We start from the raw sequence: 12,559 nt of genomic DNA, 5'->3' as shown, positions 1-12,559 counted from the left end.
GATGCCGAAGATCGCGCTCGACCCCACGCCGTACCACCACGACCTGTCGCTGCTGGAGTTCCCGCAGAAGGTCGCCGATCTCGGCTACGAGTACCTGCAGCTCACCCCGCACAAGGACTTCATCCCGTTCTACCGGCACCCCACGGCCGACGACGACCTCGTCGACGCGTTCGCCGCGGCGTGCACGACGGCCGGGGTCCAGGTCGCGTCGGTCCTGCCCGTCCTGCGCTGGGCCGGCCCGGACAAGGAGGCCCGCGAGGCCGCCGTCAAGAAGTGGAAGCGGGTCATCGAGATCACGAAGCGCCTGGGCGTGGACACGATCAACACGGAGTTCTCCGGCCGCCCCGAACGCGCTGAGGAGTCCGAGGACCAGTTCCACTGGGCGATGGAGGAGCTCCTGCCGATCATCGAGGACTCCGGCATCCGGGTCCTCATCGACCCGCACCCCGACGACTTCGTCGAGGACGGGCTCGAGGCGCTCCGCGTGATCCGCGGGCTGAACTCGAAGAGCATCGGCTTCGTCTACGTCGCCTGCCACACGTTCCACTACGGCGGCAACATGGACGAGATCATCGACGCCGCGGGCGATTCGCTGCAGCTCGTGCACGTCGCCGACGCGTACGACCACCACCGGTCGCACGGCCTGCGCTACATCACCAACCCGCCCGGCAACCCGGTCCGCGTGCACCAGCACCTGCCGGTCGGCCAGGCGGACGTCGACTTCGACGCCTTCTGGGCCGCCCTCGACCGGGTCGGCTTCACGGCGCGCGAGGACACCGTCGCGGTGTCGAGCGTCTTCGCCGAGGACGAGAACGCCGACGAGGTCTCGCGCTTCCAGCTCGACACGATCAAGAAGGGACTCACACGATGACCGACACCCTCTCGTCACCGGCGACCACCGACGCCGACGTCCGACCCGTCACGCTGCAGGCCGCGTCGCAGACCGTGACCGCCCTGTGGAACGACTCCGCCGACCCGCGCGAACTGTCCACCGCGATCCACGAGTACGGCGCCGTCGGGGCGACCTGCAACCCGGTGATCGCGTACACCTGCATCAAGCAGGACCCGGAGACCTGGGTGCCGCGCATCCGCGAGATCGCCGCGGAGCACCCGACCGCGGGGGAGTCCTGGATCGGTTGGAAGGCCGTCGAGGAGCTCTCCATCGCGGCGGCCGAGCAGCTGCTGCCCGCGTTCGAGGCGTCCGGCGGCCGCAACGGTCGCCTGTCGATGCAGACCGACCCGCGGTTCCACCGCGACGCCGACGCCCTGGTCGAGCAGGCCGTGCGGTTCTCGCAGCTCGCCCCGAACATCATCGTGAAGATCCCCGCCACCAAGGTCGGCATCGCCGCGATCGAGGAGGCCGCGTACCGCGGGGTCTCGATCAACGCGACGGTGTCGTTCACGGTGCCGCAGGTCGTCGCCGTCGGTGAGTCCATCGAGCGTGCGCTCGACCGTCGTGCCGCCGACGGGCTGCCCGACCAGGAGTTCGGCCACGTTGTCACGCTGATGGCCGGCCGGTTCGACGACTGGCTGAAGACCGTCGTCAAGCGGGACCACGTCATGGTCGACCCCGGCATCCTCGAGTGGGCCGGCGTCGCCGCGGTGAAGAACGCCTACCGGGTGTTCCAGGAGCGTGGCTTCCGGTCGCGCGTGCTCGTCGCCGCCTTCCGGAACGCCTTGCAGTGGTCGGAGTTCCAGGGCGGGGACCTCGTCGTCTCGCCGCCGTTCCAGTGGACGAAGGACATCAACGCGAACGCGTTCCCGTTCCGTCCGGACGCCATCCACGACGAGGTGCCGGCCGACGTCATCGCGGCTCTGCGCGCGGCGACGCCCGAGTTCGCGCGCGGGTACGACGTCGACGGCATGACGATCGACGAGTTCGACCGGTTCGGTGCCACGGTGACGACGCTGCGCCAGTTCCTCGACGCCGACGCGCAGCTCGACGCCCTGGTGCGGGACATCATCTTCCCGCCGAACTGAGCCGAGCCACTTCGTGAGCAGAAGACGTCGGGTCGCCCCAGTTGACCCGACGTCTTCTGCTCACGGTCTTTGTACTGACAAACCACGAACGATCCCGTACGATGGTTGGCGCGCTCCAATCGGCGCCCACGAACGAAGGAGTTCCCATGGACAGCATCGGTGTCGGCCTCATCTCGGTCGGCTGGATGGGGCGGCTGCACTCCCGCGCCTACCGCGCCCTGCCGGACCACTTCCCGGAGCTCGGCGTGCAGCCCCGGCTCGTCGTCGCCGCGGACCCGATCGAGGCCGCACGCGACCAGGCCGTCACCCGCCTGGGCTACGAGCGGGCGGTCGCCGACTACCACGAGGTCCTCGCCGACCCAGCCGTCGACGTCGTGTCGATCTGCTCGCCGAACTTCCTGCACCGCGAGATGGCGGTCGCCGCTGCCGAGGCCGGCAAGCCGTTCTGGATCGAGAAGCCGATGGGCCGCTACGCCAGCGACTCCCGGCAGATCCACGAGGCCGTCCAGCGCGCGGGCGTCATCACGAGCGTCGGGTTCAACTACCGGCACGCCCCCGCGATCGAGCGGGCGCGCGAACTCGTCCGCAGCGGCCGCCTCGGTCGCATCACGAACGTGCGCGGCTCGCTGCTCGCCGACTACTCGTCCGACCCCGCGGCGCCGCTGACCTGGCGCTTCGAGCGGGAGCGTGCCGGTTCGGGCGTGCTCGGCGACCTGCTGTCGCACGGCCTCGACCTGGCGCAGTACGTCGTCGGCCGGATCGCCAGTGTGAGCGCGCTCGCCGAGACCTTCATCCAGGAGCGCCCGAAGCCAGCCGCGGGCATCGTCGACCGGAGCGCCGCCGCCACCGGCGACCTCGGCCGCGTCGAGAACGAGGACTACGCAGCCCTGCTCTTCCGCTTCGAGGACGGCGCCGTCGGCACCATGGACTCGAGCCGTGTCATGCGGGGGCCGCACGCCGAGTACACGCTCGAGATCTACGGCACCAGGGGTTCGGTGCGGTGGGACTTCCAGCGTCTCAACGAGCTCGAGGTGTACCTCGACGGCCAGGAGGTCGACGGCTACGCCACGCACTACGTCGCCGCGGGTGACGGCGAGTTCGCGCGCTTCCAACCCGGCGCCGGCACGGCCATGGGCTACGACGACCTGAAGACGATCGAGGCCGCCCAGTTCATCGCGAGCGTCCGTCGCGGGGAGCAGCTCGCCCCGTCGGTCGCTGACGGGCTGGCTGCTGCGTCCATCGTCGAGGCGGCGGAAGCGTCCCTCGCCGACGGTGCGTGGCACGACGTCGCGCGTGTCGACGGACCGCTCACCTACGCGGCGGCGACCCCCGTGCTCTAGACGGTCGCGGACGACGGACGGGAGGCGCGGTGCCAGCTGGCGCTGCGCCTCCAGTCCGTCTGTTGCTGCGTCTCGATCCATGTTAGTTTGTCAGGACAAAGTCCCGAACTGCAGGAGGCACCATGCCGCTCGTCCGTATCGACCTCGCCACCGGCCGCACGCCGCAGGCAGTGCGCGCCATCGCCGACGCGATCCACCGGGCCATCGTCGACGTGTACGCGATCCCCGTGCGCGACCGGTTCCAGGTGATCACCGAGCACCCGGCGCAGCAGATCATCGCCGAGGACGCCGGCCTCGGGTTCGAGCGCACCGAGGGCGTCGTCATGATCCAGGTCTTCACGCAGCGCGGGCGCACCGACGAGGCGAAGACGACGCTGTACGCGGCGATCCACGACGCCCTGGCGGCGATCGGTGTCGCGTCCGAGGACGTCTTCATCGGCTACGTCGAGAACGGCCCGCAGGACTGGTCGTTCGGCTTCGGCCGCGCCCAGTACGTGACCGGCGAGCTCGGCGTGCCCGCGCCAGCCTGAGCGGGGGTCCGTCCGTCTGCCGGTCCTGCGCCCGCTCGCTCCGTCTGCCGGTCCCGAGGTTCCGAAATCTCGGCATCTCGAGGCGTCCAGCGGCCATCCGTGGAACCTCGGCGTCACGCGTGCGGCAGTTCGTGGAACCTGGACGTCACGCGGTCAGCGCGAACTGCCTACTTGTCGACGAGGGTGACCTCGAACGAGTAGCGGTCGGGGCGGTAGCAGTGCACGCCGTACTCGACCGCGCGGCCCGAGGCGTCGTACGCGGTGCGGCTCATGGTGAGCACGGGGTCGCCGTCCTCGATCTCGAGCAGACCGGCTTCTTCGTCGGTGACCGCGCGGGCACCGATCCGCTGCTTCGCCACCCGCATCGTCACGCCGCGACCGCGGAGCAGCTGGTAGAGCCCGTGGTCCTGCAGGTCCTGGTCGGTGATCTCGAGGAACTCGGGCGGCAGGTAGTTCTCGAGGATCGCCATCGGGACGTCCTCGGCGAACCGCACGCGGCGGATGTGCGCGACGATCGTGCCGGGCTCGATGCTGAGGGCTGCGGCGACCTCGTCCGAGGCAGGGACGTCGTTGCGCTCGAGGAGCTTCGTCGCCGGTGCCTGTGACCCCTGGGCCAGGTCGTCGTACAGGCTCGTGAGCTCGACCTTGCGGGTCACCGGGCCGTGCACGACCTGTGTGCCGATGCCGCGGCGGCGGACGAGCAGGCCCTTGTCGACGAGGTCCTGGATCGCCCGGCGGATCGTCGGGCGGGACAGCCCGAGGCGTTCGCCGAGCGCGATCTCGTTCTCGAGACGGGCGCCGGGAGGCATCACACCGGAGCGGATCGACTCCTCGATGCGCGAGGCCACCTGGAAGTAGAGGGGCATGGGACCCGACCGGTCCAGGTCCATGAACAGGTCGGACGGCAGCTGGCCTTCGTTGGTCATCGCGGTCCTTCGGGGAATTGCGGGTTCGGCATCGATGCCGAGGGATTGTCGTGACAATACCACCGGGTGCCCTGCTCCCCGGTGTGCCACTCCCGTCAGTGCTCGACCGCGGCCTTCAGCTTGGCGAGGCCCTTCTCGAAGTCGCCGCCGAGGAACTTGTCCATGTTGACGAACACCCCCATCACGCGCGACATCAGGTTCTGCGGGCTCGTCATCGACCAGACGACCCGCGTGCCGTCGGTCGCTTCGTGCAACCGGAACGCCACCGCGCTCGACGACTTGAACGGTGCGGTGAACTGCAGGTCGACGTCGACCTCGGTGGCATCGACCCGTGTGATCGCCATGGACCCGGCGCCGGCCTTGCGGTTGCCCTTCCAGGCGTACGTCGAGCCGACCGTCCCCGGTTGGCCGGTGTACGTCCGCTGCAGCGCGGGATCCTGCCCCTCCCACGGCGACCACTCGACCCAGCGGTGCAGGTCTGCCAGGTACGGGGTGATGTCCGCGGCGCGAGCCGTGATGACGGTCTCGCGTTCGATCGTGGTGGGCGCAGCCATGCGCTGAGCGTAGTGCTGCTGTCGAGGCCGCGACAGGGACCTTCGGCTCGGCCGGCTCGGCCGGCTCGGTCGGCTCGGCCGGCTCGGCCGGCTCAGTCGGCGAAGACCATCGGGCGGTTCGACAGGCGGGGCTGCGGCGTCGAGGCCTTGGGCTTCTCGGCACGGGCACGGACCGGGGCGATCGTCACGCGGGTCGCCGCACCCAGGGCCTCGACCGTGTCGGTGCCGTGGTGGCCGGCGGCGTGGATGACGATCGCGGCGCACGCCTCGGCATCGGCGGCGGCATCGTGGTGCTGGAAGCCCTCGAACCCGGCGGCCATGGCAGCCACGGGCAGTCGGTAGGAGTCGAGCGTGTAGGTCTTGCGGGCCACCGCGAGCGAGCACATCGAGTGGTGCTCGGCGAGGTCGATGCCCGTTGCCGAGCACCCACCGGCGATGACGCCCATGTCGAACCGGGCGTTGTGCGCGACCAGGACGTCACCCTCGGCGAAAGCCACGAGGTCGGGGTACTGCTGCTCCCACGTCTTCGCGCGGACGACGTCCTCGGCGACGATCCCGTGGATCCGGGTGTTCCACTCGAGGAACGCGTCGTGTCCGAACGGTGGGCGGATGAACCACGACGCCCGGTCGACGACCCGGCCCGCGCGGACCTTGACCAGTCCGACGGAGCACGCACTGGCGGGCGAGCTGTTCGCGGTCTCGAAGTCGATCGCGGTGAAGTTCAACGGCACGGTTCCGATCGTCGCACGGGGCGCCGACATCGCTGGAAGCCGCCTCGGCGTTGCGGCCGGACGCTCAGCGGCGACGTGCCGAGCGGGAACCGCTGCGCCGACGTCGCGCCGTTGCGCGCCAGGTCGCCGTCCGACGGGCTCGTTCGCGCTTCCAGTACGGCGCGAGCAGGGTCCCCACCATCTCGAACGCCACCGCGACGCCGTCCAGTCGCCAGCGCAGCGGCAGGCTCTCGACGTGTTCGGTGAGTCCGGCGGTCAGGTCGCCGGTGATGACCGGGAAGCCGGAGTCCCGGGGGAGGGGGATCCCGCGGAAGCGGTCCTCCTCGGCGTAGTCGATCGTGTCGTCCTCGGGGTCGTAGACGACCAGGACGTCCGCCTCGAGCTCGGCCATCGCGTCGTGCAGCTGCTCGAGCTCAGCGCGGGAGGCCTGCTCGAGTGCGGCGAGGGTCTCCGGTGCGAAGCGCTGCCGGAGCCCCGGCGCTCCCATGCCCACCGAGTGCACACCGCGCTCGTCGCGTTCGAACCACATCGACGTCCTCCTGTTCCGTCGCCCGGTCCGGACGACGGGGACCACGCTGCCACGACCGGCTCACGCTGGTTCTGACGGACGGACTGGAGGCCCGGGTCGGCTCCGGCGGGCCGCCGCCGGTAGGCTCTTCTTCCGTGGCTCTCACCATCGGAATCGTCGGTCTCCCGAACGTCGGCAAGTCGACCCTGTTCAACGCCCTGACCAAGAACCAGGTCCTCGCCGCGAACTACCCGTTCGCGACGATCGAGCCGAACGTCGGGGTGGTGAACCTGCCCGACTCGCGGCTCGACCAGCTCGCCGAGCTCTTCCACTCGGAGAAGACCGTGCCCGCGCCGGTGTCGTTCGTCGACATCGCCGGCATCGTCAAGGGTGCGAGCGAGGGTGAAGGGCTCGGCAACAAGTTCCTCGCCAACATCCGCGAGGCCGATGCCATCGCGCAGGTCGTCCGCGGCTTCACCGACGACGATGTCGTGCACGTCGCGAACAAGGTGTCCCCGAAGGACGACCTCGAGGTCATCAACACCGAGCTGATCCTCGCCGACATGGAGACGATCGACAAGGCGCTCCCGCGGTACGAGAAGACCGTGAAGCTCAAGCAGGCCGAGCCGATCGTGCTCGAGACCGCTCGCGAGGCCCGTGCCGCGCTCGAGCAGGGCACCCTGCTGTCCGCGACGAAGATCGACCTCGCGCCGATCGCCGAGCTCGGACTCCTGTCCGCCAAGCCCTTCATCTTCGTGTTCAACGTCGACGAGGCGATCCTGACCGACGACGCCCGCAAAGCCGAGCTGGCCGCGCTCGTCGCCCCCGCCCAGGCCGTGTTCCTCGACGCCCAGGTCGAGTCGGAACTCATCGACCTCGACCCAGCCGACGCCGCCGAACTGCTCGAGTCGACCGGGCAGACCGAGTCCGGGCTCGACCAGCTCGCGCGCATCGGCTTCGACACCCTCGGGCTGCAGACCTACCTGACGGCCGGCCCGAAGGAAGCCCGCGCGTGGACGATCGGCAAGGGGTGGAAGGCACCCCAGGCTGCCGGCGTCATCCACACCGACTTCGAGAAGGGCTTCATCAAGGCCGAGGTCATCTCGTTCGACGACCTGGTCGAGACCGGCTCCATCGCCGAGGCCCGCGCTGCCGGCAAGGCCCGCATCGAGGGCAAGGACTACGTCATGCAGGACGGCGACGTGGTGGAGTTCCGCTTCAACAACTGATAGACCCGCCAACATGCGGATCGGGACTCAGTGTGCGGTGACGTGCTGCATGGGTGCCGCATCTGCTGCCGAAACCTGCCTCATCAGGCTCGAAGTCGCGGCGCGCGTGCGGTCCTCCGCGTTCGGCAAGAGGTGCGCGTAAGTACTGAGCGTGACGGTCGCTGAGTGGTGTCCAAGGGCGCGTTGAACGGTCACGACGTCACACCCCTCGGAGATGAGACCGGAGGCAAAGAAGTGCCGGCAATCGTGCAGCTTGAACGGCTCGACACCGGACGTCGCGATCGTCTTCGTCCACCAGTAATGCACGGTGTTCCCATGCGGCGGGTTGCCACCTGAGCCCACGAAGAGCCACTGCTCGGCTCCGCGGATGCCAATGTCGGAGACGTGGCCGGAGATGGCTTCCGTGAGTTCGGAGGGGACATAGGTGTCGCGCTCGGAGCCGTACTTGGGAGGGGACACCCGTACGTCCTGTCCCGTCCCTCGATGAATTTAGCGTCGACTCTGGAGACGCCGCTCGAGGAACGCCACGTCGCCCAGTTGCAAGCCTGATGCTTCTCCGAGGCGGAGTCCTGCAAAGGCGCACAACCGGACGTACGTCTTGAACCAGTCGTCCGCGGCATCGATTACCGCCCCCATTTCTGCGGGCGTTGGGATCCGCATCGGCTGAGCGGCACGGCGACGGCGCGGAAGGACCACACCATCGGACGGATCCGCGGCGAGATACTTGTGGCGGACAGCAGCCCGTAGCACGATGCGAACATTATTGACTCGACTGTGAACGGTCGAAGCGGCGAGGTCCGCCGACATGCGCTTGACCCACTGCTCGACGTGCGACCGACGCAGCTTGTCGAGTCGGACAGACCGGAAGCTGCACTTGTTCACGGCGAGTGTCATGGCAGTGACGGTGGTCGGCTCCCAGGCCTGCCGCGGTGCCCACTGGTCGAAGAACTGCTGCAGCGTGGCGACACTCACGTTCGGATCTACCCAGCCGCCTGACTTCCACGCCACCCGCTGACCGTCGAGCCAGCGTTGCGCGTCTCCCTTGAGGCGGAAGACCTTCGTCTTTTCGCGGCGACGGTCCTCATCGTCCCGCCACTCGAATTGTGCGCGGTGGCTCCCGTCAGCCCGCTTGTAAACGTCATTCGGGACTGCTGCAGGTTTCGTTGACTCGTTGGTTTAGGCCGCGAGTGCGACCTGTGGGTTGATGATCGCTTCGTACTCGACGGGCGTCAACTTCCCGAGCCCGCGCTGACGACGTTTCCGGTGGTAGGTGCCCTCGATCCAGTGCACGATCGCGAGGCGAAGCTACTCCCTGCTCGCCCACTGGCACCGGTTCAGGACGTTCTTTGCAGCAGGGCGAAGAAGGACTCCATCGCCGCGTTGTCCGCGCACGCGCCGACCCGACCCATCGACCCCACGAGCCCTGCGTCAGAGAGCACTCGGACGAACTTCGTGGAACGAAACTGGCTGCCTCGGTCCGAGTGGACTACCGTTCCTGATGGGTTCCGTCTGGAGATCGCCATCTGCAGTGCCGCGACAGCGAGCGAGGAACGCATCCGAGAGTCGATGGAGTAGCCCACGATCCGTCGGGAGCACGCGTCCTTGACCGCGCACAGGTAGAGCTTGCCCTCGGCAGTGTTGTGCTCGGTGATGTCGGTCAACCAGAGCCGGTCCAGGTCCGGCGCAGTGGACGCTCGTCGAACCCGGTCGTCGTGCACGGGTGGTCCCACTTTCCGGTTCAGGCCCCGTTTCTTCGCGTGCAGTGACCAGAGCCGCTGCTGCGAGCACAGTTGCCAGACGCGCCGTTCCGACACGAGGTGGCCAGCTGCGGCGAGGTCGTCCGCGATGAACCGGTACCCGAATGTCGGGTCGTCGCGATGCGCATCAACGGCGGCGTTGGTCAGATGCGCGTTCTGCCAATCGCGACGGCTCACCGGGTCCTTTCGCCAGGCGTAGAACGCCTGCTTTGTGAAGCCCAGCACCCGGCAGGCCACCGCGACCGGGATCCGGTCGGCGGCGAGTTCAAGGACCAGCGGGTACATCATTTTGGGAGGTGCGCTTGGGACAGATACGCGGCCGCACGGCGGAGAATCTCGTTCTCGTGCTCCAGCAGCCGGTTCCGTTTCCGCGACTCTCGCAGCTCCGCGTTCTCCACGCTCGTGACGCCGGGCTTGACGCCGTCGTCGACGTCCGCACGGCGCAGCCAGTTCGTTACCGTCCCTTCAGCGATCCCGAAGTCTTTCGCGACCTGCGTCAGCGGGATCTCGCCCCGACGAGCGTCCGCGATCACGTCGCGTCGGAACTCCTCCGGATAGGGCTTGGCCATGATCGACATCCTTCCAGCGAGGACCAGATCCTCACAGGTCAGGACTCAACGAAACCTGCAGCAGTCCCACCTCCCGCGATGCGAGGACTGCGATCAGCTGAAGCATCAGCGCCAAAACCGCCACAACCGCGATTACGAACAAGATCCGCGCAGGCTGGCTGCCCAGTCCTCCGTTCAACAGCCTGCTTAGGGCTACCAGGGCGCCAACGCCACTGAGGCTCATCGGCAGCAGCACAAACCACGTCCGTCACCAGGTCCGCTGACGGATCTTCCTGCTGACTGCGCTCTGCTCCACCACGCTCGCGATCAACAGCACCGGAAAGATCTGCGCAAAAGTCGCGCATGCCTGCTCATCCACGCCGGCACCTATCGACCGCCTACCCCTTGGAGGTAACCCATGCCCGACCGCAACGACCTCGCCAGCCGCGACGCCGAGCGGGAGCGGCAGGCGGAGATCGCAGCAACGCGCCTTTTGTACCGCTGACCGCGTCACTCAGCCACACGAGCCAGGTGTGCAGTGCGTAGAAGTCGGGCCCCGGCTTCCGGCAGTGGTCGATCGTATGTAAGAGTTCCGGCATGACCGACGTGCCGGGCAACGTTGCCCCCTACTTCCTAGCCCATCCGATTTACCTCGACGAGAGCATGATGCTCAGCTTCTTGGCTCACCTCGATGGAGGGGTCGCTGCCCAAAGCGATGAGGAAGAAGCATCGACTTCGAGCAGTACGTCAGGCGGCTCTTTGCGAGCAGGCATTAGGGCCAAGCTTATGCAGTTTGCTTCTGCAGAACTATCCGCCGAAGGTAGAACCGAACGCACAAATGCGGGACAAACCCAGATACGGCGCTCCCGCCAGCACACTGCGGCAAGCCTGTTCAATCTGCTGTATCAGTACCTGCACGAGGATGCTGCTTTGAAAGTGGTTTCTTCGAAAGCAGACCTCGATGATCTGCGGGCCGGCAGCTTGGTTCAGTTTGAAGGGTCGTACGAAGGGAACCCTCTCGAAGAGGTAGTTCGCCTCATGGACAGTTTCCTTCAGCTCGAAACCAAGAAAGAAGAACAGAATACTTCGAGTAAGCCTTCAGCGAAGTCAGGAAGTCCCGCCAAGCGCGCCGCAGCTGCGGCCCTCGAAGCGCACGTGAAGCAAGCGAGCGGGGAGGCGGCGGACACCAATGCGTCCGGAGTTGCGATCATTAGGCAGATGGTCGTCGATATCGACCAGGGGCCAATGCATGATCTTCTGCTCGAGGTGGACGACGAACTGCAGGCGGTTGTAGTTGCTTCCTCTGAGTACTTCAGCAATGCGACGAACGAAGCCCTCCGCTCCGGTCGGGTGCAAGTCCTCGGCAAGGTGACCCGCATTCTTCACGATGAAGAAACGATCAATCTGACTCGACGCACGATCCTTGGTGCTGGCGGGCCTGACCTGGCTACGCAGACGGTCGTCGGGGTGAGCAGCGCGATGCCGGGACTGAAGGTTACAAGCCCGATTGTGACGGCCCCGGCCATGCAGGTGGTGCCGATGGCGATCTTCGTTTGACTAAATGAGGGGTGGGGGCGACTCCCTGTATCAGTACAAAAACCGCCGGATAGCACCCCCCTCAGCGAGCGACAAAGCCCCGTTTTTTTCGACCATTCGGGCGGTCGATGCGTCGTGGTCTGCTCGAGCCCGCTCGCTACCGTCATGCAATGGTGAAGCGGCGCATCCCTGTGCCTAGGTCGCGGAGTTCAAGCTGGCGTTGAACACGTTGCAGAGCTCGTCGATCCCCGGCGTTTCGAAGGGCATCGAGTCGATGCGTGGCGCGGTGACTCGTTCTGGTGCGGCACTGAAGTCGGTTGCGACGTTCCTTGCCGGCCCGTGGGGTATCGCGCTTGCTGTGGCGACGCTCGGTGTCGACCTGCTCGGCAAGTACATCGAGTCGTTGGATGCAAGTTCGGACGAGCTCACCAACAGCCTCGACACGGCCATTTCGACCGTGCAGCCGGCGGCACCGTACTTTTCGATGCCGGCGCAGACAGCGGGCTGTGAGGGCCCGCAGTCGGTGGCGTTCTCATTCCCGTCTTCGGGTAATTAGAAAAACCACATGGACCAGGCGATGTTCATTTACCGTACGAAAAGTCGAGGGGGACGCTGACCGTCTGATTAGTCGCGCTGGCTCAGTCTCAGCCGGGCCAGCGAGGCTTAGGTCGCTTTTCTCCTGCCGAGATACGGCGCTACACTGGCCGGGTCATAGGCCCAGAAAGGATCCCATTGGAAGTAGTCGACCCAATCAGGATCCTTATCGCGGACAATATCGGCGGGAGTGGCATACGTGCTTTCGGCACGGATTGGAAGCATACTGCAGTAGTAACGCTTCCCGCGGCTATACCAAGTTAATCGGAAGGCAAAACCCTCACTGGAGATTTCGAACGAATTTGATTTGCCCCGCCGCATAGTTT

Annotated in this window: 13 protein-coding genes and 1 pseudogene; 7 read left to right on the top strand and 7 right to left on the bottom strand. The window is 66.9% G+C overall.

Annotated elements, in window-relative coordinates:
* The first annotated feature begins 1 nt into the window (after position 1).
* From GVL05_RS04540 to GVL05_RS04525, 4 genes are all read left to right on the top strand, one after another.
* Positions 2–871: a sugar phosphate isomerase/epimerase gene (locus tag GVL05_RS04540; RefSeq protein WP_123938993.1), complete on the top strand. Its 870-nt coding sequence runs from the start codon at positions 2–4 to the stop codon at positions 869–871.
* On the top strand, positions 868–1,980 hold the full coding sequence (locus tag GVL05_RS04535; RefSeq protein ID WP_159571682.1) for a transaldolase family protein: 1,113 nt from the start codon (positions 868–870) through the stop codon (positions 1,978–1,980). The genes GVL05_RS04540 and GVL05_RS04535 overlap by 4 nt, the downstream gene beginning before the upstream one ends.
* A gap of 146 nt (positions 1,981–2,126) precedes the next feature.
* On the top strand, positions 2,127–3,320 hold the full coding sequence (locus GVL05_RS04530) for a Gfo/Idh/MocA family protein (protein WP_123340671.1): 1,194 nt from the start codon (positions 2,127–2,129) through the stop codon (positions 3,318–3,320).
* Positions 3,321–3,442: 122 nt separating this feature from the next.
* Positions 3,443–3,850, top strand: a complete 408-nt coding sequence (locus GVL05_RS04525; protein WP_159571679.1) for a tautomerase family protein — start codon at positions 3,443–3,445, stop codon at positions 3,848–3,850.
* A 167-nt stretch (positions 3,851–4,017) separates the two neighbouring features.
* Here the strand turns inward: GVL05_RS04525 and GVL05_RS04520 are convergent, their stop codons facing one another.
* From GVL05_RS04520 to GVL05_RS04505, 4 genes are all read right to left on the bottom strand, one after another.
* The gene (locus GVL05_RS04520; protein ID WP_123294141.1) at positions 4,018–4,776 is read right to left on the bottom strand and encodes a GntR family transcriptional regulator; all 759 of its coding nucleotides are present in this window, start codon (positions 4,774–4,776) and stop codon (positions 4,018–4,020) included.
* Positions 4,777–4,871: 95 nt separating this feature from the next.
* Complete coding sequence (locus tag GVL05_RS04515; protein ID WP_123340673.1) at positions 4,872–5,330, bottom strand: SRPBCC family protein; 459 nt, start codon at positions 5,328–5,330, stop codon at positions 4,872–4,874.
* A gap of 92 nt (positions 5,331–5,422) precedes the next feature.
* Positions 5,423–6,061, bottom strand: coding sequence for an exonuclease domain-containing protein (locus GVL05_RS04510; protein WP_123294211.1), 639 nt, complete (start codon positions 6,059–6,061; stop codon positions 5,423–5,425).
* A 64-nt stretch (positions 6,062–6,125) separates the two neighbouring features.
* Positions 6,126–6,590, bottom strand: coding sequence for a hypothetical protein (locus GVL05_RS04505; RefSeq protein WP_132099571.1), 465 nt, complete (start codon positions 6,588–6,590; stop codon positions 6,126–6,128).
* Between the two features lie 134 nt (positions 6,591–6,724).
* Between GVL05_RS04505 and ychF the strand changes: the two genes are divergently transcribed.
* Positions 6,725–7,798, top strand: a complete 1,074-nt coding sequence (ychF, locus tag GVL05_RS04500; protein ID WP_123313302.1) for a redox-regulated ATPase YchF — start codon at positions 6,725–6,727, stop codon at positions 7,796–7,798.
* A gap of 27 nt (positions 7,799–7,825) precedes the next feature.
* Here ychF and GVL05_RS20105 read toward each other — a convergent pair whose 3' ends face one another.
* The 3 genes and pseudogenes from GVL05_RS20105 to GVL05_RS04490 form a co-directional block, all read right to left on the bottom strand.
* The gene (locus GVL05_RS20105; protein WP_235035851.1) at positions 7,826–8,257 is read right to left on the bottom strand and encodes a tyrosine-type recombinase/integrase; all 432 of its coding nucleotides are present in this window, start codon (positions 8,255–8,257) and stop codon (positions 7,826–7,828) included.
* Between the two features lie 30 nt (positions 8,258–8,287).
* A complete protein-coding gene (gene xerC, locus GVL05_RS20100; RefSeq protein WP_235035850.1) occupies positions 8,288–8,806 on the bottom strand; it encodes a tyrosine recombinase XerC in 519 nt (172 codons plus the stop codon).
* A gap of 168 nt (positions 8,807–8,974) precedes the next feature.
* Positions 8,975–10,124, bottom strand: a pseudogene (locus GVL05_RS04490) (IS3 family transposase).
* A 576-nt stretch (positions 10,125–10,700) separates the two neighbouring features.
* On the opposite strand from GVL05_RS04490, the gene GVL05_RS04485 reads away from it, so the two are divergent.
* Together GVL05_RS04485 and GVL05_RS04480 are read left to right on the top strand one after the other, a co-directional pair.
* Positions 10,701–11,660 carry a hypothetical protein gene (locus GVL05_RS04485; RefSeq protein ID WP_159571662.1) on the top strand — a complete coding sequence of 320 codons (960 nt, stop codon included), beginning with the start codon at positions 10,701–10,703 and terminating at the stop codon, positions 11,658–11,660.
* A gap of 199 nt (positions 11,661–11,859) precedes the next feature.
* Positions 11,860–12,195, top strand: a complete 336-nt coding sequence (locus tag GVL05_RS04480; RefSeq protein WP_159571659.1) for a hypothetical protein — start codon at positions 11,860–11,862, stop codon at positions 12,193–12,195.
* The last annotated feature ends 364 nt before the right edge of the window (positions 12,196–12,559 follow it).

Origin of the sequence: Curtobacterium sp. 18060, assembly GCF_902706105.1 — a bacterium.
GTDB lineage: Bacteria > Actinomycetota > Actinomycetes > Actinomycetales > Microbacteriaceae > Curtobacterium.
This window is presented reverse-complemented; position numbering and strand designations above follow the sequence as displayed.